Genomic DNA, 25,441 nt, shown 5'->3' with positions numbered 1-25,441 from the left:
CCGCGCAGCCGTAAGGCTCTGGGGGACACGGCCCCTCCACCGACAGCCCGCCTGGCGCGGCTACGCCAGGCGGGCGTCCCGGAAGACGTCGCCACTGTAGCAGCCAGCCAACAAACAAGGGGGACCGCGCGCCGCAGAGCGCGGGGTGGAGGGGGCGAGCCCCGCCCACAGAGGATCGACGACCCGCTCAGCGTCGGAGGTGCGACGACCTCGCCTCCCCGGCGCCGACGCTCGCCCCCTCCACCAGCCGCTCTTCGCTACGCTCGGCGACCGGTCCCCCTCCCCCGCTCCGCAGGGGAGGTGAAACGCCACCCCGCGACGGCGCAGGTCCGCCAGGACGCACCCCACCCTGAAGCCCACGGCCAACCCCGGCCGGCCTCTGGAGCTTGGTCAAGGATCCAGCGCGACCGCGCGACCGCCCCGCGGCGGCGCGCCCGCGCCGTCCTTGAGGAAGCGGAAGAGGCTGGCACGCTGCGGTGGGGGCGGAGGCGAGCTCTCCTATCGGCAGCGCTGTAGGATTGAGGCTAGGTATCCCCTTAGCTTGCGGCCACCAGGAGAAGGGGCGTGACCGAGAACGGCGCGACATCCAGACGTCAGCGTGGGCTCCGACTCATCGGGCGGGCGGTCGTCATCCTGCTCTTGATATCCAGCATGGTCCCGAACGTGTTCCTGCTGATGTTCTCGACGGCACCGGGTGGTGCGCCATTGGGGTGGATGGTCGGCGCGCATCCTCTTGTGGCGCTGTATGCGCTGATGCTGCTCGTCTGGCGACGCGGCGAGCCGTGGACGTGGCGACTGGTCTTTGGACTCGGGTTGCTGCCCTGGATGGCGTTCGCGGCGCTGATGCTGCTTTGAACATGCGCGGATGGCTAAACGATGAGATTTCGACCGCATCGCGCCACCAGCAGACACGCGCCCCCCCCACCCCACCATTGACTCCCCCCGCCCCCGCCGCCACAACCGCTCCAACTCTCGCGGGAGAGGCCGGGGCTTCGCCTCCGGCGCCGAAGGCGCAACCGCCCCGGAAACGCTCAGGCAAAAGGACCGCGACGGGCTGATGAACGCTGGAAAGTTCCTCCTGCGCCTTTGGGCGTAGCGGGACGCCGAAGGAGCAGAGGGCCCGCCGGACCATCGGCGAGACCCGAAATCTCTCAGGCTCAGAGGACAGCGGGGGCGCGCGAGGCGAGGGTCTGTCCCGATCGGGAGGGACCTTGCTGCGCGCCGGATCGTCAGCCGGAGTCCCACGTGTCCGACAACGCCCAAGACCTGAAGACCACCCCGCTCACCGAGGCGCACATCGCCCTCGGCGCCCGCATGGCGCCATTCGCCGGGCACCATATGCCGATCCAGTACGCCGACGGCGTGCTGAAGGAGCACCTGTGGACCCGCGAGCACGCCGGCCTGTTCGACGTCTCCCACATGGGCCAGGCCCGCCTTCGCGGGGTCTCGCCGCTGTCGGCCTTCGAGGAGGTGGTCCCCGGCGACTTCATCGGCCTGAAGCCCGGCAAGCAGAAATATTCCGTGCTGCTGAACCACAAGGGCGGGATCGTCGACGACCTGATGGCCGGCCGCCCGACCGCCCCCGACGGCCAGGTCACCGACGGCCTGTTCGTGGTGGTCAACGGGGCCTGCAAGGACAATGACTTCAAGGTCATCGACGACGAGCTGGCCGGCCAGGTGACGATCGAGCGCCTGGAGGACCGGGCGCTGATGGCCATCCAGGGCCCGGAGGCCGCCGCGGTGGTCCAGGCTCACGTGCCCGCCGCCGCCGAAATGGTGTTCATGGACATCCGGTCGATGCCCGGCTTCGGGACCGACCTCATCATCTCCCGCTCGGGCTACACCGGCGAGGACGGCTACGAGATCTCGGTCCCGGCGTCCGAGGCGGTGCGGGTCTGGAACCTCCTGCTGTCCGACCCGCGGGTGAAGCCGATCGGCCTCGGCGCCCGCGATTCCCTGCGCCTGGAGGCCGGCCTGCCGCTCTACGGCCACGACCTGGACGAGACGGTGAGCCCGGTCGAGGCGGGCCTGACCTTTGCGATCAACAAGAACCGCCGCGAGCAGCGCGACTTCCCGGGCGCGGCCCGGATCGTGAAGGAGCTGGCGGAAGGGACCACCCGCACTAAGGTCTGCCTGAAGGTGCTGGAAGGCGCCCCGGCGCGCGAAGGCGCCGAAGTCGCCGACGGCGAAGGCAATGTGATCGGTGTGGTCACCTCCGGCGGCTATTCGCCTTGCCTGAAGGCGGGCATCGCGCTCGCCTTCGTCCCGCCCGCCTTCAAGGCCGTGGGCACGCAGCTCAAGGTCATCGTCCGCGGCAAGCCCCAGGCCGCCGAAGTCGTGTCCAGCCCCTTCGTCCCCCACCGCTACGCGCGCAAGGCCTAGGACCATGCTCATCTCGGGCGCGCAGCGCCGACAGATCGGACCACGGACCATCGCGGACCAGCACGGACAGCGCCGCGTCGTCCGTGATGGTCCGCGATGGTCCGTGGTTCAGAACGACAGCGCCTCCGGCGCCCACACCCGCTTCTAGGAGATACCTAATGCGCTTCACCAAGGATCACGAGTGGGTCGTCCTCGAGGGCGACGTGGCCACCATCGGCATCACCGCCCACGCCGCCGAACAGCTCGGCGACGTCGTGTTCGTCGAGACGCCGGAAGCCGGCAAGGCCGTGAAAGCCGGCGACGCCTTCGCGGTGGTCGAGAGCGTCAAGGCCGCGTCCGACGTCTACGCCCCGATCTCGGGCGAGGTGATCGAGGGCAACACGGCCCTGGGCGACGCGCCCGAGACCGTCAACGCCGAGCCCGAGGCCGGCGGCTGGTTCGCGAAGATCAAGGTCGCCGATCCGTCCGAGTACGAAAAGCTCATGGACCGCGACGCCTACGAAGCCTTCCTGGCGACCCAGTAACACCCGCTCGTCCCCGCGCAGGCGGGGACCCAAGCTGAATCGCCGCCTGGATTCCCGCCTTCGCGGGAACGAGCGGAGAGAAGAGACCGCCATGCGATACCTGCCCCTCACTCCCGACGACCGCGCCGAGATGCTCGGCGTCATCGGCGCGCCCGACGTGGACGCCCTGTTCGCCGACGTGCCGGCCGCCGCCCGCCTGCCGGGGCCGGTGGACCTGCCGCACCATGCCGGCGAGCTGGAGGTGGAGCGCGAGCTTTCGGCCCTGGCGGCCATGAACCGCACCGCCGGCTCGGGGCCGTTCTTCTGCGGCGCGGGCGCCTATCGCCACCACGTGCCGGCGACGGTGGACCACATCATCCAGCGGTCGGAGTTCCTGACCAGCTACACGCCCTACCAGCCCGAGATCGCCCAGGGCACGCTGCAGGTGCTGTTCGAATTCCAGACCCAGGTGGCGGCCCTGACCGGCCTCGACGTGGCCAACGCCTCGATGTACGACGGCTCCACCGCCTGCGCCGAGGCCGTGATGATGGCCCAGCGCGTCACGCGCCGCGAGAAGGCGATCCTGTCCGGCGGCCTGCACCCGCACTACGCGGCGACCACCCAGACCATCGCCCACGCCGAGGGGATGCAGATCGTCCGCCAGAAGGCGGCGATCGACGCCGAGGCCGCGGTCATCGACGCCATCGACGAGCACACCGCCTGCGTCGTCGTCCAGACGCCCAACGTCTTCGGCGTGGTCACCGACGTCGCGAAGATCGCCGAGGCGGCCCACGCCAAGGGCGCCCTGCTGATCGTCGTCACGACCGAGGCCGTCTCGTTCGGCCTCCTGAAGTCGCCCGGCGAAATGGGCGCCGACATCGCCGTGGCCGAGGGCCAGTCGATCGGCAACGCCCTGAACTTCGGCGGCCCCTACGTCGGCCTCTTCGCGGTGCGCGAGAAGCTGGTGCGCAGCATGCCCGGCCGCCTCTGCGGCGAGACCGTCGACGCCGACGGCCGGCGCGGCTACGTGCTCACGCTGTCGACCCGCGAGCAGCACATCCGCCGCGAGAAGGCGACCTCCAACATCTGCACCAACTCGGGCCTCTGCGCCCTGGCCTTCTCGATCCACATGTCGCTGCTGGGCGGCGTGGGTCTGCGGCGGCTGGCCGAGGTGAACCACGCCCGGGCGCGCGAGCTGAAGGCGACGGTGGAGGCCGCTGGGCTGGAGGTGCTGACGCCCCGGTTCTTCAATGAGATCGCGGTGCGGACCAAGGGCCCCGCCGCGGCCCTGGTCGAGGCCCTGCTGGCCCGCGGCGTCGTCGCCGGCGTGCCGTTCTCGCGCCTCGATCCGGCGGCCGGCCTGGACGACGTCCTGCTGCTCGCCGCCACCGAGACCACCACCTCCCAAGACATCGCGGCCCTCGCCGCCGCCCTGAAGGCCGCCTGAGATGACCATGCAGAACGTGGGCCGTCCCACCCGTCCCGACGCCGAGACCTCCGCCCAGGGCTTCACCTCCCTCGCCGGCGGCCGCGGCCTCCTGCAGGACGAGCCGCTGATCTTCGAACTCGGCGGCTGGAGCAAGACCGGCGTCGACCTGCCGGCGGCGTCGGCCGACGCCTCGGATCTGGCCGGCCTGACGCGCGAGGCGGTCGCCCTGCCCGGCCTCTCCGAGCCCGAGGCCGTGCGCCACTACGTGCGCCTCAGCCAGAAGAACCACGCCATCGACCTGGCGCTCTATCCGCTCGGCTCGTGCACCATGAAGCACAACCCGCGGCTCAACGAGAAGGCCGCGCGCCTGGCCGGCTTCTCCGACATCCACCCGCTGCAGCCGGTCTCGACCGTTCAGGGCGCGCTCGCGCTGATGGACCGCCTGGCCCACTGGCTGAAGACGCTGACCGGGATGCCCGCCGTGGCGCTGTCGCCCAAGGCCGGCGCCCACGGCGAGCTCTGCGGCCTGCTCTGCATCAAGGCCGCCCACGAGGCCGCCGGCCAGGGCCACCGCCGGACCGTCCTCGTCCCCACCTCCGCCCACGGCACCAACCCGGCCACCGCCGCCTTCGTGGGCTACGCGGTGCAGGAGATCGCCCAGACCGAGGACGGCCGCGTCGACCTCGCCGACCTGGAGTCCAAGCTCGGCCCCGACGTCGCCGCCATCATGGTGACCAACCCCAACACCTGCGGCCTCTTCGAGCGCGATATTATTGAAATCGCTAAACTCACTCACGCCGCCGGCGCCTACTTCTACTGCGACGGGGCCAACTTCAACGCCATCGTCGGCCGCGTCCGCCCCGGCGACCTGGGCGTCGACGCCATGCACATCAACCTGCACAAGACCTTCTCCACCCCCCACGGCGGTGGCGGTCCCGGCGCGGGTCCCGTCGTGCTGTCCGAAGCCCTCGCCCCCTTCGCGCCCGCCCCGTGGGTGGTCTCCGGCTCCGACGGCCTTCGTCTAGCCGAGGAAGCCACCGGCCCCGCTGCCCAGGCCTTCGGCCGCATGTCCGCCTTCCACGGCCAGATGGGCATGTTCGTCCGCGCCTACGCCTACATGCTGAGCCACGGCGCGGATGGCCTGCGCCAGGTCGCGGAGGACGCGGTCCTCAACGCCAACTACGTCAAAGCTCGGCTGTGCGACGTCATGTCGCCGGCCTTCCCGGACGGGCCGTGCATGCACGAAGCGCTGTTCGACGACGCCTGGCTGGAGGGCACGGGGGTGAGCACGCTCGACTTCGCCAAGGCGATGATCGACGAGGGCTTCCACCCCATGACCATGTACTTCCCGCTCGTGGTCCACGGGGCGATGCTGATCGAGCCGACCGAGACGGAGTCCAAGGCCGAGTTGGACCGCTTCTGCGAGGCGCTCCGCGCCCTGGCGGTGGCCGCCAAGGGCAACGACAAGGACCGATTCAAGGGCGCTCCCCACCTGGCTCCGCTGCGGCGGCTCGATGAGACCTTGGCGGCCCGGAAGCCCAAGCTCGCGTGGAAGCCGGATCCCGCCGGCGGCGCCTGATGTGCAGGCCCGGTGAAGGTTCTGCGGCTTAACCGTGGCGCCGAGACATCGGACTGTGGCTTCGGCGCCATCAGGGCGTGAATAGCGCGCGTTAGGAAAATTTAACGGGCACGTCGTCTTTACGAGTCTCCGGTACGTACGCATATGAGAAGGGCGACGTCGGGGCCTCCCCACCTGACGCGCGCTCCCCAGGACTAACCCCGTGTCTTTTGCCATGCCCTCTTTGCGCGCCTATCGCGCCACGGACGACTTCGCGCGCGAAGTGGCCGGCCGCATCAAGCGGGCCGGGCTGGTGGTGCTTGGCTTCGCGATCATCGCGGGCGGGGTTCTGATCGCGCCTCTCCCCGGTCCAGGCGGCATTCCCGTGATCGTGGTGGGCCTGATGATCGTCCTCAAGAACTCGTTCAAGGCCCGGCGGCAGTTCGTGAAGCTGCAGCGCGCGCACCCGAAGGTGATTTCACCCCTGCGCCGCCTGCTGCGGCGCGACCCGGAGTTCATGGCGCTGTTCTATCAGCAGACGCTGCGGGTCGAGCGGGTGATGCTTCCCCGGCGGGCGCGGTTCGTGAAACCGCTCCGCCGACGCTTCCGTCGGCGCTGATCACCGCTCCGCACACGCACCTCCGCTGGCGCGTGCCTAGTTGAGCGCTGCCGTCTGGCTGCGCTCGGCCGTGGCGGCCTTTGGGTGCGAATCCCTGGCGGGTTAGGGCGTCCACGAACCCCACAACGGCGAAGATGGTCCGTGTTTGACACGCCTCCCCAGAAAGGGCGTCGCGGACGATGTCGTGCGTTGTGGGGTTCGTGGACAGGTCGCGGACCGCGTCGTTCCCCAACGCCACGGCCCGGCCACGGGCGGCGGTCTCAGGAGAGCTGAGACGCGCGCAGGCCCGATCTGGTCTGCCTATTGCAGCTTGGTCGCCATCTCGCTGATCGCCTTGTCGATCAGCGGGTCGGTCTTCACGCCGGCCAGGTTCTGGGCCAGCACGTTCTCGGTCGCGCGTGCTGCCAGGTCGATGGCGGCGGCGCGCACCTGCGCGGCCGCCTCGGCCTGCGCGGCTTCGATCTTGGCCTCGGCGATACGCGTGCGACGGGCGAGCTCGTCCTGGAGCTTGGCCTTGGCGTCCGCGGCCAGTTGCTGGGCCTGGATCTGGGCGGTCTCGATCATCGCCTTGGCCTGCGCCTCGGCGTCAGCCCGTTGCTTATTGATGTCGGCCAGCAGGGCTTCGGCGTCCGCACGGATGCGGGCGGCTTCGTCCAGGTCGACCTTGATCTTGGCGGCCTTGGAGTCGAGCGCGGCTCCCGCCATGTGGAGCGCGCCAGCCCGCCACAGAATGGCGATGAAGGCGATCAGACCAACGCCGACCCATAGCTCGGGGTTGGCGAGATCCCAAAACGCGGCGTGGAAGAAGGCGGGCATGGATTATCCCTGGCTCTTGACGGCGGCAGTGACCGCCTCGCGAGACGCCTTGGCGCCGGTGAGCTTTTGCAACATCGCTTCGGCGGCGTCGGTGGCCACTTCGGCGAGCTGCTGCATGGCCGCGTCACGAGCGGCGCGGATACGCCCCTCCGCCTCGGCCTGCTTCGCGCCGAGTTCGGCGTCGAGCTCGGCCTTGCGGGCGGCGGTCTCGGCGGCGGCCTTGGCGCTGGCTTCGGCGGCGGTCCGCTGGGCGGAGGCGCGCGCCTCGGCCAGGGCGCGCCGGGCGGCCTCGGCCTGATTGTCGGCTTCGGCCTGAACAGCGCGAGCGCTGCTCAGAGCTTCCTGGATGGTGGTCGTACGCTCGTCGAGCACGCGCCGCATACGCGGGGCGAAGACCTTCGAAATCAGGACATACAGGACCGCGAACAGGACGAGCAGGTAGGCGATCTGGCCCGCCCAATGCTCGGTCTGGAACTGCGGCAGACCCGCGCTGTGCTCGGCGGCCGTTGTGGCGGCGTGCTCGGTCGCGCCCGCCGTCCCTGGCGGGTGTTCGGCAACGACCGCGTGGGTCGCGCTTTCGGTCTCTACGGCCATTCTGGGAAGCTCCGGGATCGGCAGATTGCGCGGGGTCCCGATCGGAACCTCCGCGCCGTGGTCCTAGTGGATCAGCCGAACTTCAGCAGGATGCCCAGAACGAACGCCAGAATGCCGAGGGCTTCGGCCAGCGCCGCGCCGACGAACAGGTTGCCGATCTGGCTGGCGGCGGCCGAGGGGTTGCGCACGGCGGCCGACAGGAAGTTGCCGAAGATGTTGCCGACGCCGATGCCGGCGCCGATCATGCCCAGCGTCGCGAGACCGGCGCCGATTTGCTTAGCAGCTTCGATTTCCATGGGATTCTCGTCCTAAGAAGTGGTGGGTGTAGGAGTTGGCTTCAGTGACCGTGGCCGAGATTGACCACGTCGTTGAGGTAGATGCAGGTCAGCACGGCGAAGACGAACGCCTGCAGGAAGGCGACCAGGAACTCCAGCGCCGTCAGGCCCAGGACCATGCTGAGCGACAGCGCCGCGCCGGGGATGCCGAGGATGCCGAGACCACCGCCGGCGGCCATTGCGCCGAGGGTCACGACGAAGCCGGCGAACACCTTCAGGGCGACGTGGCCGCCGAGCATGTTGCCGAAGAGACGAAGGGCGAGGGTGACCGGGCGCAGCAGAAACGAGACGAACTCGATCACCACGATCACCGGCAACAGCACGATCGGCACGCCGGAGGGCACGAACAGCTTGAAGAAGCCAAGGCCATTCTTGGCGAAGCCCACGATCAGCACCACGAGGATGGTCATCAGGCCAAAGGTGGCCGTGATCGCGAGTTGCGAAGTGACGGTGAACGTCAGGAACAGGCCCAGGATGTTCATCGCGAGGATGAACGTGAACACCGTGAAGATGAACGGGAAATACTTGCGGCCCTCGTGGCCGATGATGGACTCGGCCAGATTGTCGATGAGGCCGAAGAGACTTTCTCCAGCGGCCTGCAGCCGGCCGGGAACGACCTGCATCTTCGAGGTCGCCAGCGACAGGAAGCCGACCAGGGCGACGAACGCAATCGTCATCGCCAGGTGCGAGTTCGTGAATGCGATCTCCGAGCGACCGAACACCGGGAGATTCACGGCGCCGAAGTCGACGAGCTTTTCGATCTGAAACTGGTGGATCGGGTCGTTCGCGGCCATCGGCCCTAAGACTCCTCGTCGTCGCCATCGAACGGAACCGAGGGAAGCGGTTCCGATCCTTGCTCTTGTCTCGCCATCGCCATCAGGCGGTTGGCCGTTCGCCGCGCCATCCAGATCGACAGGGCAAATCCGATAAGGACTCCCCCAATCAACCCCCACGGCGTGGTGTTGAATACCCGATCGACGATGAAGCCCGCCGCCAGCCCCACCAGCACCCCGCCGAGGAGCTCGGCGATGATGCGATAGGCCTTGCTGATGGCCTGCTCACCGGCGTGCGACGTCACCGGACGCTGGGTCCGGGCTCCCAGTGCCTCCGCCCGTTCGTCGAGACGCTTCAGCGCCTCTTCGCGCGCGTTGTCAGCAGGAGCCATGAACGTGCAATGCGAGTTACGGGAGAACGTGAGCCCCCCCGGCTTGATCGCGGCGGAACCTATAGGCGTGAGCCCGACGCGTCAAGGAGCCTTACGCTCGCACTAAAACTCTGTTTTAATTAAACATTATAGAGCACGCGACAGTCTGACCGGCCTGACCCGACGTCACTGCGCAGCCATAGCCTCGGCCTGCCGAAGATCGACGCTGACGAGTTGCGACACGCCGCGCTCGGCCATGGTCACCCCGAACAGGCGATCGGTGCGCGCCATCGTCACCGGATTGTGGGTGATCACGATGAAACGGGTCTCGGTGCGGCGGCACATCTCGTCGACCATGTTGCAGAAGCGGTCGACATTGGCGTCGTCGAGAGGCGCGTCCACTTCGTCCAGGACGCAGATGGGCGCCGGCTGGGCCAGGAAGACGGCGAAGATCAGCGCCGAGGCGGTCAGAGCCTGCTCGCCGCCGCTCATCAGGCTCATGGTGGCGAGGCGCTTGCCGGGCGGACAGGCGTAGATCTCCAGGCCCGCTTCCAGGGGATCGTCCGATTCGACCAGGCGCAGCTCGGCCTGCCCGCCCTGGAACAGCGCGGCGAACAGCGTCTTGAAGTGTTCGTTGATGACGCCGAACGCGGCCGTGAGGCGCTCGCGGCCTTCGTGGTTCAGCTCATCGATTCCCTGCCGGAGGCGCGCGATGGCCCCGGTCAGGTCCGCTCGCTCCACGTTCATGGTCTCAAGACGGGTCGCCAATTCCCCCGCCTCCTCCTCGGCGCGCAGGTTCACCGGCCCGATCTGCTCGCGCTGCCGCTCGAGGTTGAAGAGATGGGCTTCCATGCCCTCGGCGTCGGTGGGAATCGCCACCGCCTCGTCGGCCAGCTTGCGGGCCAGCTCGGCCGGCTCCATCCGGGCGGCTTCGCGAATGTTGGCCGACACCTCCTGCAGGCGCTGAGTGGCCGCCTCGGCATGGGCGGCGAGGCTTGCGCGCACCTCGCGCGCCTCGGATGCGGCGGCCTCGGCGGCGCGCAGCCCCCGGTCCGCCTCGGCCCGTTCATGCTCGGCGCCGGCCAAGGCGTCGGAGGTCTTGGCCCGGCGCGCTTCGGCGGCCGCGAGTTCGTCCAGCAGCGCGGCCTTGCGGCTCTCCAGCGTGGAAGGCGCGTTGCGGGCCGCGGTCAGCGCGGCGTGCGCCTTGGCGCGGGCGTCGTCGAGGTGACCGACGCGTCCCGCGGCCGCGGCGGCGCGGCGGGTCCAGTCGTCGTGTTCGCGCGTCAGTGATTCGAGGCGACGGGCCCGGCTGTCGCGTTCGCGAATCTCCATTTCATAGGCCGCGCGCGCCTGCGCTGCGGCCTCGCGGGCCGGACCAGCCGCCGCGCGTGCTACGGCGAGCCGCTCGGCCAGGCCGCTAGGCTCGGCGCCGCCGGCCGCCTCGGCCTGGACCGCCGCCAGCGCCGCTTCGTGTTCCGCGAACTCCGCCTCGAACCGCGCGATCAGGTCGTCCAGCGAAGCCGCCCGGGCTTCCTTCAGCGCCGCTTCGCGCTCGAACCGCTCCAGGGCGGACCGCGCCTGGGCGGCTTTCTGCTCCAGCACGGGCGGCTCACGGCGGGCGACGCGCAGGGCCTCGTCGGCCGCGCGGACGCGCGCCAGAGCGGCTGCCGCTGTGTCGCGCGCGGCCTTCACGCAGGGGTCAAGCGTCTCGATTTCGGTCTCGACCTCGGCGAGTCGCGTCTTCTGTTCCAGCCGCACCGCCGCGGGCTTCGGCGCTTCGGCGCGCGCGACGAAGCCGTCCCAGCGCCACAGGTCACCTTCCCGCGAGACCAGCCGCCCGCCAGGCGGCAACATCTTCTGCAGGCGATCACCGTCGGCGCGATCGACCAGCGCCACATATGCCAGGCGCGCGGCCAGCGCCGTCGGCGCTCTCACCAACGGCGCGAGCGGGGTCGCCCCTGGCGGCCAGGTGGGAGCGGAGGGATCCCGCCCACCCCAGTAGGCCGGCGCCGCCGGGTCGAGGGCGGCGTCCAGGTCGTCGCCCAGAGCCGCGGCGAGCGCCTGCTCATAGCCGCGGTCGGGCGCCACCGAATCGAGCGCGGGCGCAAACCCGCCCCGCTTGGCCTGGGCGACCAGGCCGGCCAGCGCCCGGGCTTCCGCGGTCAGGCGGCCAAGCTGCTCGTCCAGCTTCCGCGCCGCGTCCCGCGCCGCGACCTCGGTCTCGGTGGCCTGGGCCCGTTCCTCCTCAGCCGCATCCAGCGAGGCGCGCGAGGCGGCCAGGGCGGCCTCCGCCGACTCGAGCGTGGCCTTGGCCACCGCCGCCTGCGGGTTCAGCGCCGGGCCCAGCGCCTCGCGTTCCTGCCGCGCCTGGTCGAGGGCGCGACGCGTGCGGGACACCCGCGTCTGGGCTTCCTCGACCCTGGCCTGGGCCGCGCGCCGCTGGGCCTCCTGGGCAGCGAACTCCCCGGCCAGGCGCTCCACCTCGGCGTCCGCGTCGGCGCGGGCGGCCTCGGCTGCGCGAGCGGCGGCCTCCAGCTCCGGCCCCCGCTCGGGCGCGGCGGCGACCTGCGCCTGCAGCGCCTCCAGGTCCGCGGCCAGGCGCTTCAGCGCGACCTCGGCGTCCTCGGTGATGTGGGCCTCGCGGGCCCGGTCGGCGTCGATACGCTCCAGATCGCTGGTGAGGCGGGCGAGCTCCGCCGCATGCGCCTCCTCCTCCCGCTCCAGGCGGTCCTTGTCGATGGCGAGCTTGTGGAGGATGGCCGCCGCGATGGTCTCGGCCTCGCGCAGCGGCTTCAGCGCCGCTTCGGCCTCGGCTGCGCGGGTCGTCGCGCCGGCCGCCGCCCGGGCCGTCTCCTCCACCGCCCGCACCGCGGCGTGAGCTTCGGAGGTGATGCGCTCGGCCGCCGCCTTGGCTTCCGTCCACTTGGCCACCAGGACCGCGCCCTGCAGCGCCCTGATCTCGGCGGAGAGCTTCTTGTAGCGCTCGGCCTGCCGGGCCTCGCGCCGGAGCCGGCCCAGGCTGGCCTCCAGCTCGCGCGCCACGTCGTCGAGGCGGGTCAGGTTGGTCTCGGCCGCGCGCAGTCGCAGTTCGGCCTCATGCCGGCGCGAGTGCAGGCCGGACACGCCCGCCGCCTCTTCCAGGATCAGGCGGCGGTTCTGCGGCTTGGCGGCGATCAGCTCCGAGATCTGGCCCTGGCGCACCAGCGCCGGCGAACTCGCGCCCGTCGAGGCGTCGGCGAACAGGAGCTGGACGTCCTTGGCGCGCACCTCGCGCCCGTTGATCCGGTAGGTGGAGCCCGCGCCCCGGTCGATCCGGCGGACCACCTCGATCACCGGGTGATCGTTGAAAGCGGGCGGCGCGCGGCGCGCGGAGTTGTCGATCGTCAGCGAGACTTCGGCGTGATTCCGCGAGGGGCGGTTGGATGCGCCGGCGAAGATCACGTCGTCCATCCCGCCGGCGCGCATCGCCTTGGCGGAATTGGCGCCCATCACCCAGCGCAGGGCTTCCAGCAGGTTCGACTTCCCGCACCCGTTCGGCCCGACGATGCCCGTGAGTCCCGGCTCAATCCGAAACTCGGTCGGATCGACGAAGGACTTGAAGCCCGCGAGCCTGAGGCGCTGGAAGTGCACCGCGGTCAGCGCCTCCCGCTCTTGAGCGCCTTGCCGATGGCCGCATCCAGATCGGCCAGGGTCGGGACGTGGCGGTTGTCCAGCATCACCCCGTTGACGATGAACGTCGGCGTTCCCGTCACCTTGTCGGTCTGGGTCGCGTACTGCAGCCGCCCCTCCAGCGCGATCTGCGCCTTCTCGTCGGTGATGCAGGATTCGAACTGCGCCTCGGTCAGGCCGTTCTTCTTGGCGATCTCCACGAAGATCGGCTTGATCGAGCCGGCCTGCCAGCGGGACTGGCTGCGGAAGACATCCTCGACGACCTGGAAGTACTTCGTCCCGCCGTTGCAGCGCGCCATGAGCACGCCCGCCGCGGCCACCTGGGCCGGGGCCGTCAGCAGCTCGCGCACCGTGAAGTAGACGCGGCCCGTGTCGATGTACTTGGCCTTGAAGGCCGGAAAGACCTCGGCGTGGAATTCGGCGCAGTGCGGGCAGGTGAGCGAGAGGTACTCGACCACGTGCACCGGGGCCTTGGGGTTGCCCAGGTTCATGTCCCCTGGCGCGGCCTTCACGGCGGCCCCGGCGGGCGCAGCCGCCGCCACCGCCCCAGCGGCGACGGTCAGCAATGCGGCCCGGCGGGTGAGCGCGGACATGCTACTTCGAGGCCTCGGCCACGGCGGCGTCCAGCTCTTCCATGGTCATCTCGCCTTCCTTCACCTTCTTGCCGTTGAAGAAGAAGGTGGGCGTGGACGTGATGTTGCGCTCGCGCTGGGCCTTCTCCACCCGCTCGGCGAGGGCCTTGTTCGCGGCCTCATCCGAAACGCAGGCGTTGAACTGTTCCTCGGTCATGCCGGCCGACTGGGCGACCTTGAGCAGCGTGCCGCGGGCGTCGCCGGTGCGGAACATCTCTTCCTGGCTGTGGAAGAGAGCGTCGATCACGCTGAAGTACTTGTCCTTGCCGGCGCAGCGGGCCGTGAGGAAGCCCGCCACGGCCACGGCCTCGGGCGGGGTGATGAATTCGTGGAAGGTGTACTGGACCTTGCCGGTGTCGATGTACTTGGCCTTGAAGGCCGGGAAGACCTCCACCGCGAACTTGCCGCAATGGCTGCAGGTGGTGGAGGCGAACTCCTCCATCTTCACCGGCGCCTTCGGGTCGCCCATGGTCATGGCGTCGGCGGAGACGGACCCGCCGCCGCCCGCGTTGTTGCAGCCGGCCAGCGCCAGGGCCGCGCCAGCAGCGGCGGCGACCATCACGAGACGACGGGTGAGGTTGGACATCAGGACCTTCCGGAAGTTCTGAACGAAGGATTAAAGCGCGATTCCCGCGCGCCCCAAGCGGCCTGGCCTGCGGGGCCCCGCGCGGACTTGCCGATGGAACCGCGGCGGTTGTGTGTCAACCGCCGTTTCGGCGCCTCATCACACCGCGACCGAGCGCGATCAGGGCGTCTTTCAGCCGGCCTTCCGGCGCGGCGGCCAGGTCGGCGGCGAGCTTCGCCTCGACGGCCGCATCCAGTGGGGCCTGCCGACGGCGGGGGGCCGGCGCCGTCTCGGCGCGCTGCAGCGGGCCCTGCACGATCCGCAGCTTCTGCACCGCCTCCGGCCCCAGGAACAGGTTCACCCGCGCCAGGATCTCGTGCGCCTGGTGCTGGATGATCGCCGCCGCGGGGCCTGCGACCCGGATCTCGAGCGTCGACGGTCCGCCGTTGCGGCCCTTGATCAGCTTCACCGGCTCGGTCCGCTTGGCCACTTCGGGGCCGACGATCTCGCGCCAGCGGGCGGACAGCGCGCCCGCGCCCTGGCCGAAGCGCGCATCCAGCTCCTTCACCAGCCGCGACAGGCCGCGCCCGGCGGGCGGCGGTGGCCGATGCGGCGGCCTTGTGCGCTTGCGGGCGAGGATGCGGGCGGCTTCCTCGGCGCTGGGGAGCTGGCGGGGCATGCCCCTAGACTAGCGCGCCCATCCGCCCGAGCCACCATTGATTGAGCTGCCATATCGACGCTTCCAGCGGCGACAGGCGCCCCTGCCGCGTCATGGGCGCCGTGAGGCCGCGCCAGACGAGGTCGTTGGCGGCGATGTCTTCCTGGTGGATGTGGTCGGTGAACTGGGCCGAGGCCTCGACGATCTGCTCGTAGTCGGGGAGTTGGCGCGCGAAGCCCGGGACGCAGACGTGGATCTTCAGGACCAGGCGATCCGCCGCCTCCGGAAAGACCTGGTACCAGGCCATGCCGTTGCCGTGCAGGGCGAACATGAAGTGCGGGAAGGCCACCGCGGCGAACAGCGCGCCCGCCTGCCAGTCCTCCAGTCCCTGGACCATCCGCTCGCCATGGCCCGCCGCAGCGGGGTCGGCGGCAGGCATGTGCAGGATCGACCAGGGCTGGCCTTCGTTGTCCGGGACCTTGGAGTCGCGGGCGTGGAACACGGGCTCGAAGGTCTGCGCGTGGGGGCCGATGTGGTGGTAGGCCTCCATGAAGTTCTCGACCAGCACCTTCCAGTTCCAGCCGGACTCGTAGGTCAGCGTCCGCGCCACCACCATGTCGGCCATGTTGTACCGCTCGAAGTAGCTTCGGAGCCCCTCGGCCTGCGGGGCGAACGGTTCCGCCTCGGGGTCGAGATTGGCCAGGATGAAGCCTTCCCAGACCTCGGTCCGGACCTGCGGCAGGCGGCAACCTTCCGGCGCGAACCCGTCGGCGCCCTCCATCAGCGGCGCGGCGACGAGTTGGCCGGCCGTGTCGTAGGCCCAGGAATGGTAGGGGCACGTGAACAGCTTCCGCCGGCCCGAGCCCTCGGCGATCGCGGCCGCGCGGTGCAGGCAGACGTTCGACATCACCCGGAACGCCCCGTCCGCCCCGTGCACGACCAGCAGCGGCTGTCCCATCAGGTCGACGGTCAGGTAGTCGCCTGGCTCCGGAAGCTGGTCGACGCGGGCCAGGGGGGTCCAGGTCCGTCGGAAGACGCGCTCGACCTCCAGGCCATAGACATCGTCCCGCACATAGGCGGCCGGTGGCAGGGTCCAGGCCTGTTCGAGCGGACGCCTCGCGAGGGCGAGCTCGTCGGCGGACATGCCCGGAAGCACCGTGTCTGGCATCGTTGTTTCCTTCCCTTACGGCCAAGCTTGCCGAGTTTCCCTCGCGTCGAGCAAGGTTTCGCGACCGGGGCGCGGAATGATAGGCCACGCGCGTGACCGCCGACCTGCTCCGCGCCCAGCTCCTCGCCTGGTACGACGCGAACGCCCGCGACCTGCCCTGGCGGGTCGGGCCGCGCGACCACGCGGCCGGCGTCCGGGCCGAGCCCTACCGCGTCTGGCTGTCGGAGGTGATGCTGCAGCAGACCACCGTGCCGCACGCCACGCCCTACTTCCTGAAGTTCACCGCCCGCTGGCCGACGGTGTCGGATCTCGCGGCCGCGCCGGATGAGGAGGTCATGGCCGCCTGGGCCGGCCTCGGCTACTACGCCCGCGCCCGCAACCTCCTGGCCTGCGCCCGCGCCGTGGCGCGGGACCACGGCGGGGTCTTTCCCGACACGGAAGAGGGCCTGCGGAGCCTGCCCGGCCTCGGCCCCTACACCGCCGCCGCCGTGGGCGCGATCGCCTTCGACCGGCCCGCCAATGTCGTCGACGGCAATGTCGAGCGCGTGATGGCCCGCCTGTTCGCGGTGGAGACGCCCCTGCCCGAGGCCAAGCCGGAGCTCAAGCGACTGGCCGGCGCGCTCGTGCGCGAGGACCGTCCCGGCGACTGGGCTCAGGCGCTGATGGACCTCGGGGCCACCATCTGCCGGCCGAAGGCGCCGTTGTGCGACCGGTGTCCGATCGCGTCGAGCTGCGCCGGGCTGGCCGGGGGCGCGCCCGAAACCTATCCCCGCAAGACGGCCAAGGCCGAGCGGCCCCGCCGTCACGGCGTCGCCTATGTCCTGACCCGGGGCGCGGAGATCGCCCTGGTCCGCCGGCCGCCTAAGGGACTGCTCGGCGGGATGCTGGCCCTGCCGACCAGCGACTGGCGCGCCGAGCGGTGGACCGAGGCCGAGGCCATGGCCGCCGCGCCCGCGCCGGCGGACTGGCGGCCCGTCGGCGAGATCGAGCACGTCTTCACCCATTTCAGCCTGAGCCTCGGCCTGCTCAGGGCCGAGGGCGATGCGGAGGGCCTCATCTGGAGCCCGCGCCGCGACCTGGACGCCCTGCCCAGCGTGTTCCTCAAGGCCGCGCGGGCGGCCCTCTCGAACCTCATCTAGCGCGCGGGAACGCGACGCTCAGGATCAGGAAGGCGGTCAGCGACAGCGCCAGGGCCGTCGCCGGAATCGCCGGGACGCCCCACGCCGCCAGCGAGGCGCCGCCCGCCGCCGAACCCAGGGCCTGTCCCAAGGCGACAACCGAGCCGTTGAGCGCCAGGGCCACCGGCGCGCCCTCGGTGGCGTGGATCAGCCGCGACTGGATCACCGGGGTGATCGAGAACAACGCCGTCGCCGCCACGAAGATCGCCGAGGCGACGAGGATCTGGCTGGGCAGGCCGGGCGGCAGCGCCTCATGCGTGGCCGCGAAGTGCAGACTCATGGCCGTGGCCTGGATCACAAAGCCCAGCAGGATCCACGACTTGCCCGCATTGCGATCCGCCGCCCGGGCGCCCAGCCACAGGCCTGCGATCGAGCCCCAGCCGATCATCGCCTGGAACACCCCGACACCGGCCCCGGTCACCCCCGCGCCCACGCGCACGATGGGGGCGATGTAGAGGTTCAAAGTCATGTTGGCGGCGAAGACCAGGAAGGTGGTCAGGTACAGCGGCCAGATCGTGTTCACCGGCACGCTGCCGCCCTGGCGCTTCGGCGGCGCCGGCACGCTGGGCCGGAACAGCAGCACCGCGGTCAGGGCGATCCCGGACAGCAGCGCCGCGAACAGAAACGTGGCGCGCCAGCCGAACATTGATCCGACAACGCTGCCCATGGGGATGCCGACCACGAAGGCCAGGGTCATGCCGCCCGAGACGAGCGCAATGGCCGAGCCTCGGCGTTCCGGCGGAGCGAGCGAGGCGGCCGCCACGCTGGCCGCCGGACCCGACATGGCGCCTGCCAGTCCGGCGAGCCCGCGAAGAACCAGCAGGGCCTCGAAGTTCGGCGTCAGCGCGCAGGCGAGGTGCAGAGCAAGGCCCAGGACGAGGCCGCCCACGACCACCCATCGCCGATCCAGGCGTCCCAGCCGCCAGGCGACGACCGGCCCCAGCGCCGCCGAGGTCAGGACATAGGCCGTCTGAAGTTGCCCGGCCACGGCGGTGGAGACGCCGAGGTCGGCCGCCATCGTCTCCAGCAGGCCGGCGAAGATGAACGCCGCCGACCCGAAGGCGAAGGTGCAGAGGGTCAGGACATAGATGCGGGGATTCACGGTCGTCGCCCGCCCATGCTCGATCCCCCGAAAGCTTCGCCAGGGAGCAACTTCGCCGAAAAGGCGGTATGCGGTCCAGTCACTCCGAGCGGCTGGCGACGATGTTCTGGAGCTGCCAGCCGGCCGCCTCCACCAGGCGGTTGTAGAACTCCGGCTCATAGGCCTGTTCGGGATTTTCCCGGACCATGCGGTCGATCACGTGGGCGTCTTCGCCTACCAGGATCCGCCAGCGCTCGTGCCGGACGCCGTCCAGGATGATCCTCGCCGCTTCAGCCGCGGAGGTGGGCGCGTCCTCCAGGAAGCGGCGGGCCTGCTCGGCGACCATCGCCTGGATCGCCGCGTCGGGCACGCCCGCGGAGTCCATCCCCATATGTGCGATCCGGTCGCGGGCGCGCTCCAACTCTTCCACCGTCAGCGTGTCCTCGTCCACGCCGCGGATCACCTTGCGCGAGTTTGCGACGATGGCGGTTCCGATGTGGCCGGGCATCACCACCGAGCACTTCACGTGCGGCGCGTTGAGCCGAAGGTCGGTCACCAGGGCCTCGGTGAAGCCCCGCACCGCGAACTTCGCCGAAGCGTAGGCCGTATGGGAAACATGCGGACCGAGGCTGGCCCAGAGCCCGTTCACCGACGAGGTGTTGACGATGTGCGCCTCGTCCGCGGCGATCAGCATGGGCAGGAAGGTGCGCACGCCAAGATAGACCCCGCCCCAGCAGACGTTGAATGTCCGCTCCCACTCACCTCGGTCGTCATTGACCATCGATCCGCCGCCGCCGATCCCGGCGTTGTTGAACAGCAGGTTCAGGCGGTCGGTGTCGTGCGCCTTGGCCGCCTCGTCGCGGAACCGGACCAGCGCCGCCTCGTCCGAGACGTCGGCGATGTGCGCGGTGATCCTCGCGCCCTGAGGGATCCGGTCGGCTTCGCACAGGGCGATGGTCTCGGCCATGTTGCGATCCGAGACGTCGCACATGGCGACGCTGCAGCCCTCGGCGATGAGCTGGCGGGCAAGCTCGCGGCCCATGCCCGTGCCGCCGCCCGTCACCACCGCGAATTTTCCGGCAAAGTCCTTCATCGCGCGTCCTCCCCTTGTTTTGGAGAACGCTATCGCCCCTTCCGCCGCGTCACGCCACCGTGGGCGTCAGGCGGCCTGGATCGAGGGGGCCCGCAACGCGCCGAGCCCGACTTGTTCGATGTCGATAGGGCCAAGCCCGTGGCCCGGCGTCCACGCCATACGGGCGCCCAGGGCGGCCGCCGCCGGGCCCGCGTCCAGCTTGCGGAGCTGGAGCTTCGCCAGCACGGCGGTCGGAACCTTGACGTGCAGGACCGGCTGCATATCGGCTTCGGTCAGGCCGCCCGGGCGGCAGACGCGGGCCACCACCTCAGCCGCTTCCACCGAGACCACCTGGAGCAGTTCGACGGCCACCCGCAGCACGACGGAGCATGCGTTGGTGAGCTGAAGGTCCGCCCGCTCGGCCGGACTCATCCCCAACCAGGTCGCGCTGGTGGCGCCGGACAGGCAGGTCTCATCCGGCAGGGCGTCGAACTCCAGCAGGTCGACGCGCGCCACCAGGCGCTCAGGTGTCGGCTGATGAATGGTCAGGCCCTCGACGATATCCTTCAGGTTCATCGCCACACCCTGGACCTTGAGGGCGCCCGCGATGGCCTCGACCTGCAGCGCCCGAACGCCGGGCGCCAGGGCCAGCAGGCGGTTGTGGGTGTCGGCCTCGGCCTTCGCCCGGGCCCAGAGTTCGGCGTCGGCCTTGGCGGCCTCGATCACCTTCTCGGTCAGCTCCCGTCGCTTCTCGCGCTCGACGCCCAGGAGACTGTCCATCAGGGACGGCCGGTACTCCGACAGCTTCCGCCGCGCCGCGGCCGACATGGCGTCACGCGCGATCGCCGGAACCACCGGCCCCTCGGCCAGGATGCGGTCCCAGTCGACGCGCTTGGGCGTCACCTTGTGGATTTCGGTCAGGCGCGAATGGAGCCGCTGTTGCGCCTCGACGTCGGTGCGGGTGGCCCGGCGGCGGCTGGTCGCGCGGAGCTTGCGATCGCTGTCGCGGGCCAGCCGGCCGGTGGCGCGGTCCACGCGACTCATGGATGCGATGACCGTGGCGGGGGGACTGCCGGTCATATTTCCTCCTGGCTCGGCAGTTGGCTGCCGAGGCGGCTTTTTGCCGCTCCTCAAAATGGGTAACCAGGGTTTGTAACCGAAACCTTTACGCTGACATTTCAATGACAAAACCAGTCGCGGAACAATGATCTCAGGTGGTGTGGGCGGAAAATGCGCGCCTCCGCGCGCCTGTCGCACGCCAGATTCCGCGGGTGGGCGCAGGCCCGCGGCCATGCCGGCGACCTGCATCCTGGCGCTGATCGTCGCCGGCTGCGCTCCCCTTCAAATCCCCGCCCCGGCGCCGGTCACGCCGCCGGTCAGCTCCCACGTCCCGATAAGTCCGGAGTGCCGTGCGGAAGGCTGGACCGACGCCGCCGTGGCCAACGCCGCTTCGCTGCAGACTCTGGCCTGGAGCCCGTTCGGCCGCGCCGAGACCGGGTGGGAGATATATGCGCCGCTCATCCAGCAGCGGATCGGCACGACCTGTCCCCCGCACAGCGAAGGCTTCGCGGCGGCGCTGGCCACCTGGCAACGCGCCAACGACCTGGGCGGCGACGGGGTGCTGACCGAGCCGGTCTTCCTGACGCTCAAGGGCGAGCTACAGGGCCTGCGCGAGTTCGTCCGTTTCACCGCGCTCGGCCAATGCCCGGAAACGCCCGACCTGATCACCGCCGCGCGCCTCGAAGAGGGATATTCCGGCAAGCAGGTCTGGCTGCGCCCGAAGGCCCTCGCCGCCTACCGCCGGATGGTGGAGGCCGCTCGGGCCGAGACGCCGGAGATCGCCGTCGATCCGCGCAACCTGACCATCTTCTCCGGCTACCGCAGCCCGGCCGCCGACGCCGCCCGTTGCCAGGCCGACGGCAACTGCGACGGGATCGTCCGCGCGCGGTGTTCCGCCCACCGGACCGGACTCGCTATGGACATCTACGTCGGGCAGGCGCCCGGCTACGGACCTGACTCCAGCGCCGACCCGAACCGGCTGGTCATGACCCAAACGCCGACCTACCGCTGGCTGCTGGCCAACGCCGGGCGGTTCGGCTTCGTGAACTACCCCTTCGAGCCCTGGCACTGGGAGTGGACGGGCGAGCCGCCCTGATGGTCACCACGACCTGACGCTGCGGAGGAGTGGACGGCAGGGCCATACCGACTCTACGGTCCGCGCCATGCCCAGCGCGACCCTGAACGGCGTGACCATCGCCTATGACGACATCGCCCCCGCCGGCCCGGTCCAGCGGACCGTCCTGCTCCTGCACGGGTTCGCTTCGAACCGGAACGAGGGCTGGCGGCGGACCGGCTGGTACGGGGCCTTCGAGCGGCGCGGCATCCGGACCATCGCCCTGGACCAGCGCGGCCACGGCGAGAGCGTCAAGTCTCACGACCCCGCGGACTACACCCGGGCCAATCTGGCCGCCGACGCCGTCGCGCTGCTGGATAGCCTCGGCGTCGGCCGCTGCGAGGTGTTCGGCTATTCCATGGGCACGCGGACGGCCCTGCAGATGGCGCTGGATGCTCCGGACCGGATCGGCCACCTGATGCTCGGCGGGATCGGCGGCAAGCTGTTCGATCCGCCCCGGCCGGGCGCCGCCGACGCCATGAAGCAGGCCATGGCCACCGACGATCCGGAGACCATCGACCAGCCGTTCCTCAAGAGCTTCCGCCAGTTCGCCGACGAGCAGGGCGAGGACCGCCAGGCCCTGGCCGCCATGTCGGCCGCCCAGAATCCCGCCTGGGACCGCGACGCCCTGGCGCGACTGCCGATGCCCGTCCTTGTCGTCGCCGGCGCCCGCGACGAACTGGCGGGCGACCCGGACGAGCTGGCCCGCCTGTTTCCCCATGGCAAGGGCGTCAGCCTGCCCGGCTGCGACCACTTCTCGGCGATCCCGCACGCCTCGCTGAAGGCCACGGTGTTCGACTTCCTGGACGGCCTGCTCGACGACGACTTCCCGCCGTTCGAATAGCCTCAGCGGGCGAAGCTGTAGGCTCCGCCCTTCTCCAGCGCCGTCCTATAGGCCGGCCGGGCCTGGAAGCGCTCCAGCCACGCCTTCATGTTCGGATAGCCGTCCAGCTTGCCGAACGCGCCCATCACCTCGGCGACGAAGCTGAGGTTGATGTCGGCGCCCGTGAGTTCGCTCCCCAGCAGCCAGTCGCGGCCGGCGAGGCTGCGGTCCACGTAGCCCATGTGGTTGGCGATCTCGCTCTCGATACGCGGGTGCAGCGGCGCGCCGCCCTCACCCAGCCGACCCACGTACATGAACAGCATGAGCGGCAGCATCGCCGATCCCTCGGCGTAGTGGAGCCACTGGTTGTAGGTCTCGTAGGCGTCGCTGCCGATCGCCGGGGCCATCCGCCCGCCGCCGTGCCGGCGGATGATGTAGTCGATGATGGCGCCGCTCTCATGGACCGTCCGTCCGTCGTCCGTGATCACCGGCGACTTGCCCAGCGGGTGCACGGCGACCAGCTCCGGCGGCGCCAGACGGGTCGTCGCGTCCCGCGCGTAGCGCTTGATCTCGTAGGGAACGGCCAGTTCCTCTAGGAGCCAGAGGATGCGCTGCGAGCGGGAATCGTTGAGGTGGTGGACGATGAGCATGGCGACGCTTCCTCTTGTCTGGCTGGATATCAGCAAAGCCGTCTGACCTGACGCAACGCAAGTCTGCCATAAGGCCGACCATGACCCTGATCCTCCCCCAGCTCCCCGACCTCCTCGACCAGGCCGCCGACGCGGCCGCCGGCCTCGTCACCGCCATCGCAGGCGCCTTGGGCGGACGCGTTCGGCAGGATGGGCGCCTGGATCGGGCGGCGCTGGATGATGAGCAGCACGCGGCCCACGGACTGGCCTGGGCGGCCGCCTATGCGGAGACCCTGCGCCAGACGGCGGCCTGGGCGCGCGCGCTGGAGGCCGAGGGTCGGTTCGGCGAGGCCGAGGCCTTGCCGGCCCAGATACTCGCGCACGAGTACCTGTCGCAGCTCGCCGGCGGAATTCCGATGAACCAGGGCGAATTCTTCCGCCCCGCCGACGTCTTTGCGCCCGCCGAGCGTCTGGGCGCCGTGCTCGGTCGCCTCCGTCCCGGTGTGACCCAGGCGGTGAAGTGGCGGATCGTCGAGTTGCTCGACGAGGCGCGCGGCCGCCCGTCCCTTGAGGCCAGCGGTCTCGACGAGACGCTCGAAGCCATCCGCGACCAGTTCTGCGCCTTCACGGCTGAGAAGATCACGCCCCATGCCCACGGCTGGCACCTGCGCGACGAACTGATCCCGCTGGAGCTGCTGCAGGAACTGGGCGACCTCGGCGTCTTCGGCCTAACGGCCCCTGAGGAGTGGGGCGGATCGGGCCTGGGCAAGGTGGCCATGTGCGTGGTGTCCGAGGCCCTGTCGCGGGGCTGGATCGGGACCGGCTCGCTGGGCACGCGCTCGGAAATCGCCGGCGAACTGATCATGGCCCACGGCACGCCCGAGCAGAAGGCGCGGTTCCTACCGGGCATCACCTCGGGCGAGATCATCCCCACAGCCGTGTTCACCGAGCCCGAAGCCGGTTCCGACCTGGGCTCCCTCCGCACCCGCGCCAGCCGGGACGGCGAGGTCTGGACGGTGCACGGCGCCAAGACCTGGATCACCCACGCCGCCCGCGCCGACCTGATGACCCTTCTCGTCCGGACCGATCCCGAAAAGAAGGACCACCGCGGCCTCTCCATGTTCCTGGCCGAGAAGCCGCGCGGGACTGACGCCGCCCCCTTCCCGGCCAAGGGCATGACCGGAGGCGAGATCAAGGTGATCGGCTACCGCGGCATGAAGGAATACGAGATCGGCTTCGACGGCTTCGAGGTGCCCCACGCCAACCTGCTGGGCGGGGTGGAAGGCCAGGGTTTCGTGCAGCTCATGGCCACCTTCGAGAGCGCGCGGATCCAGACGGCCGCCCGCGCCATCGGCGTGGCGCAGAACGCCCTTGACCTGGCTCTCGACTATGCGCTGGCCCGCCGCCAGTTCGGCGAGCCGATCGCCCGTTTCCCGCGGGTCGCCAACAAGCTGGCGATGATGGCGGCCGAGATCCTGGGCGCCCGCCGGCTGGCGTGGTTCGCCGCCCGGACCAAGGACGAGGGCCGCCGCTGCGACCTGGAGGCCGGCATGGCCAAGCTCACCGCCGCGCGCATCGCCTGGGCCGCGGCCGACAATGCGGTGCAGATCCACGGGGGTACGGGCTTTGCGTTGGAGACCCCGGTCAGCCGGGTGCTGGCCGACGCGCGCATCCTCAACATCTTCGAGGGCGCGGGCGAGATCCAGGCGCAGGTGATCGCGAGACGGCTGCTGGAAGGCGCGAACTGAGCGTCGGCCGTCGTCCGTCTCAGCCGCGGGGCGCGAACCCCTCGGCGACCAGGCCGATCTGGCGATCCATTGCGTCGATCATCGCCTGAGTGCCGGCCTCGCGCGTGATCACCAGCCGATAGGTCCAGGCGTAGGCGGCCATCAGCAGGTCGACGATCTCCTGCAGATCGCAGTCGGCGCGCACCTCGCCCTGCTCGATCCCCTTCTGAAGGGTCTCGCGGATGATCTCCTGGAGCCGGGGCGTGTGGCCGTACGGCTTGGCGCCGGGCGGCAAGGTCCAGTCGTAGGCGGCCGCGATGTGCGACAGGAACAGCCGCACGTGCCGAGCCTCGAACTCGAAGTGGATGGCGAACATGGTGCGCAGGCGGTCCGCCGTCGACCCGCGCAGATGCGGCATGACCCGGTCGAGCTCCGCGTAGAGCGGGTCGAGCCGGGCCTGCATGACTTCGGAGAGGATCTCGCCCTTGGAGGCGAAGGTGGTGAAAACGCTTCCCACGGCGACGCCGGCATGGCGCGCGATCTCGCGGATCGTCGTGCCCTGGTAGCCGTGGGTGTCGAACAGCTCCCGGGCCGCGTTGAGCACCCGCAGCCGGGTCGCTTCCTTCTGCGACTGGCGCGAGGCCGGCGGCCGGGAGGCCGTGTCGACGTCTGCGTTCATGCCCCCC

Annotated in this window: 25 protein-coding genes and 1 riboswitch; of the genes, 10 read left to right on the top strand and 15 right to left on the bottom strand. The window is 70.3% G+C overall.

The window, feature by feature from the left end; all coding sequences use genetic code 11:
• The first annotated feature begins 564 nt into the window (after positions 1–564).
• From DJ019_RS20050 to DJ019_RS20025, 6 genes are all read left to right on the top strand, one after another.
• The gene (locus DJ019_RS20050; protein ID WP_111278555.1) at positions 565–855 is read left to right on the top strand and encodes a hypothetical protein; all 291 of its coding nucleotides are present in this window, start codon (positions 565–567) and stop codon (positions 853–855) included.
• A gap of 110 nt (positions 856–965) precedes the next feature.
• Positions 966–1,057, top strand: a riboswitch (glycine riboswitch).
• Between the two features lie 188 nt (positions 1,058–1,245).
• Entirely contained in the window at positions 1,246–2,382 is a 1,137-nt protein-coding gene (gene gcvT / locus DJ019_RS20045) for a glycine cleavage system aminomethyltransferase GcvT (RefSeq protein WP_111278553.1), read from the top strand.
• Positions 2,383–2,540: 158 nt separating this feature from the next.
• Positions 2,541–2,906 carry a glycine cleavage system protein GcvH gene (gene gcvH / locus DJ019_RS20040; RefSeq protein ID WP_111278551.1) on the top strand — a complete coding sequence of 122 codons (366 nt, stop codon included), beginning with the start codon at positions 2,541–2,543 and terminating at the stop codon, positions 2,904–2,906.
• Positions 2,907–2,997: 91 nt separating this feature from the next.
• The gene (gene gcvPA, locus DJ019_RS20035) at positions 2,998–4,332 is read left to right on the top strand and encodes an aminomethyl-transferring glycine dehydrogenase subunit GcvPA (protein ID WP_111278549.1); all 1,335 of its coding nucleotides are present in this window, start codon (positions 2,998–3,000) and stop codon (positions 4,330–4,332) included.
• Position 4,333: 1 nt separating this feature from the next.
• Positions 4,334–5,893 carry an aminomethyl-transferring glycine dehydrogenase subunit GcvPB gene (gene gcvPB / locus DJ019_RS20030; protein WP_111278547.1) on the top strand — a complete coding sequence of 520 codons (1,560 nt, stop codon included), beginning with the start codon at positions 4,334–4,336 and terminating at the stop codon, positions 5,891–5,893.
• Between the two features lie 214 nt (positions 5,894–6,107).
• Entirely contained in the window at positions 6,108–6,491 is a 384-nt protein-coding gene (locus DJ019_RS20025; RefSeq protein WP_111278545.1) for a PGPGW domain-containing protein, read from the top strand.
• Positions 6,492–6,791: 300 nt separating this feature from the next.
• On the opposite strand, the gene DJ019_RS20020 is transcribed toward DJ019_RS20025, so the two are convergent.
• The 10 genes from DJ019_RS20020 to DJ019_RS19975 all read right to left on the bottom strand — a co-directional run bounded on the left by DJ019_RS20020 (position 6,792) and on the right by DJ019_RS19975 (position 16,072).
• Positions 6,792–7,307, bottom strand: a complete 516-nt coding sequence (locus DJ019_RS20020) for a F0F1 ATP synthase subunit B family protein (protein WP_111278543.1) — start codon at positions 7,305–7,307, stop codon at positions 6,792–6,794.
• 3 nt (positions 7,308–7,310) lie between these two features.
• Positions 7,311–7,901, bottom strand: a complete 591-nt coding sequence (locus tag DJ019_RS20015; RefSeq protein ID WP_111278541.1) for a F0F1 ATP synthase subunit B family protein — start codon at positions 7,899–7,901, stop codon at positions 7,311–7,313.
• 71 nt (positions 7,902–7,972) lie between these two features.
• Positions 7,973–8,197 (bottom strand): F0F1 ATP synthase subunit C, encoded by a 225-nt coding sequence (locus DJ019_RS20010; RefSeq protein WP_111278539.1) that lies wholly within the window; start codon positions 8,195–8,197, stop codon positions 7,973–7,975.
• A gap of 41 nt (positions 8,198–8,238) precedes the next feature.
• Positions 8,239–9,030: a F0F1 ATP synthase subunit A gene (locus tag DJ019_RS20005; protein ID WP_111278537.1), complete on the bottom strand. Its 792-nt coding sequence runs from the start codon at positions 9,028–9,030 to the stop codon at positions 8,239–8,241.
• Between the two features lie 5 nt (positions 9,031–9,035).
• A complete protein-coding gene (locus DJ019_RS20000) occupies positions 9,036–9,401 on the bottom strand; it encodes an AtpZ/AtpI family protein (RefSeq protein ID WP_111278535.1) in 366 nt (121 codons plus the stop codon).
• Positions 9,402–9,566: 165 nt separating this feature from the next.
• A complete protein-coding gene (locus DJ019_RS19995; protein ID WP_111278533.1) occupies positions 9,567–13,010 on the bottom strand; it encodes an AAA family ATPase in 3,444 nt (1,147 codons plus the stop codon).
• Between the two features lie 5 nt (positions 13,011–13,015).
• The gene (locus DJ019_RS19990; RefSeq protein WP_111278531.1) at positions 13,016–13,642 is read right to left on the bottom strand and encodes a DsbA family protein; all 627 of its coding nucleotides are present in this window, start codon (positions 13,640–13,642) and stop codon (positions 13,016–13,018) included.
• A gap of 1 nt (position 13,643) precedes the next feature.
• Positions 13,644–14,267, bottom strand: a complete 624-nt coding sequence (locus DJ019_RS19985; protein ID WP_111278529.1) for a DsbA family protein — start codon at positions 14,265–14,267, stop codon at positions 13,644–13,646.
• Positions 14,268–14,382: 115 nt separating this feature from the next.
• Complete coding sequence (locus DJ019_RS19980) at positions 14,383–14,925, bottom strand: DUF721 domain-containing protein (protein WP_111278527.1); 543 nt, start codon at positions 14,923–14,925, stop codon at positions 14,383–14,385.
• Between the two features lie 4 nt (positions 14,926–14,929).
• Positions 14,930–16,072: an aromatic ring-hydroxylating oxygenase subunit alpha gene (locus DJ019_RS19975; protein WP_111278525.1), complete on the bottom strand. Its 1,143-nt coding sequence runs from the start codon at positions 16,070–16,072 to the stop codon at positions 14,930–14,932.
• A 92-nt stretch (positions 16,073–16,164) separates the two neighbouring features.
• On the opposite strand from DJ019_RS19975, the gene mutY reads away from it, so the two are divergent.
• Positions 16,165–17,211: an A/G-specific adenine glycosylase gene (mutY, locus tag DJ019_RS19970; protein ID WP_111278523.1), complete on the top strand. Its 1,047-nt coding sequence runs from the start codon at positions 16,165–16,167 to the stop codon at positions 17,209–17,211.
• Here the strand turns inward: mutY and DJ019_RS19965 are convergent.
• The 3 genes from DJ019_RS19965 to DJ019_RS19955 all read right to left on the bottom strand — a co-directional run bounded on the left by DJ019_RS19965 (position 17,204) and on the right by DJ019_RS19955 (position 20,483).
• Entirely contained in the window at positions 17,204–18,352 is a 1,149-nt protein-coding gene (locus DJ019_RS19965) for an MFS transporter (protein WP_165844098.1), read from the bottom strand. The two genes, mutY and DJ019_RS19965, sit on opposite strands and share 8 nt — an antisense overlap.
• 79 nt (positions 18,353–18,431) lie before the next feature.
• A complete protein-coding gene (locus DJ019_RS19960; protein WP_111278519.1) occupies positions 18,432–19,424 on the bottom strand; it encodes an SDR family NAD(P)-dependent oxidoreductase in 993 nt (330 codons plus the stop codon).
• A 66-nt stretch (positions 19,425–19,490) separates the two neighbouring features.
• Positions 19,491–20,483, bottom strand: a complete 993-nt coding sequence (locus tag DJ019_RS19955) for a hypothetical protein (RefSeq protein WP_111278517.1) — start codon at positions 20,481–20,483, stop codon at positions 19,491–19,493.
• A gap of 211 nt (positions 20,484–20,694) precedes the next feature.
• Here DJ019_RS19955 and DJ019_RS19950 point away from each other — a divergent pair, with 211 nt between their 5' ends.
• Together DJ019_RS19950 and DJ019_RS19945 are read left to right on the top strand one after the other, a co-directional pair.
• Positions 20,695–21,558, top strand: coding sequence for a M15 family metallopeptidase (locus DJ019_RS19950; protein WP_111278515.1), 864 nt, complete (start codon positions 20,695–20,697; stop codon positions 21,556–21,558).
• 67 nt (positions 21,559–21,625) lie between these two features.
• Entirely contained in the window at positions 21,626–22,420 is a 795-nt protein-coding gene (locus DJ019_RS19945; protein ID WP_111278513.1) for an alpha/beta fold hydrolase, read from the top strand.
• Positions 22,421–22,422: 2 nt separating this feature from the next.
• On the opposite strand, the gene DJ019_RS19940 is transcribed toward DJ019_RS19945, so the two are convergent.
• Positions 22,423–23,049 (bottom strand): glutathione S-transferase family protein, encoded by a 627-nt coding sequence (locus DJ019_RS19940; RefSeq protein ID WP_111278511.1) that lies wholly within the window; start codon positions 23,047–23,049, stop codon positions 22,423–22,425.
• Between the two features lie 80 nt (positions 23,050–23,129).
• On the opposite strand from DJ019_RS19940, the gene DJ019_RS19935 reads away from it, so the two are divergent.
• Positions 23,130–24,776, top strand: a complete 1,647-nt coding sequence (locus DJ019_RS19935) for an acyl-CoA dehydrogenase family protein (RefSeq protein ID WP_111278509.1) — start codon at positions 23,130–23,132, stop codon at positions 24,774–24,776.
• Between the two features lie 19 nt (positions 24,777–24,795).
• On the opposite strand, the gene DJ019_RS19930 is transcribed toward DJ019_RS19935, so the two are convergent.
• Positions 24,796–25,434 (bottom strand): TetR/AcrR family transcriptional regulator, encoded by a 639-nt coding sequence (locus DJ019_RS19930; protein ID WP_111278507.1) that lies wholly within the window; start codon positions 25,432–25,434, stop codon positions 24,796–24,798.
• Between the last annotated feature and the right edge of the window lie 7 nt (positions 25,435–25,441).

This window comes from Phenylobacterium kunshanense, assembly GCF_003254525.1.
Taxonomy (GTDB): domain Bacteria; phylum Pseudomonadota; class Alphaproteobacteria; order Caulobacterales; family Caulobacteraceae; genus Phenylobacterium; species Phenylobacterium kunshanense.
This window is presented reverse-complemented; position numbering and strand designations above follow the sequence as displayed.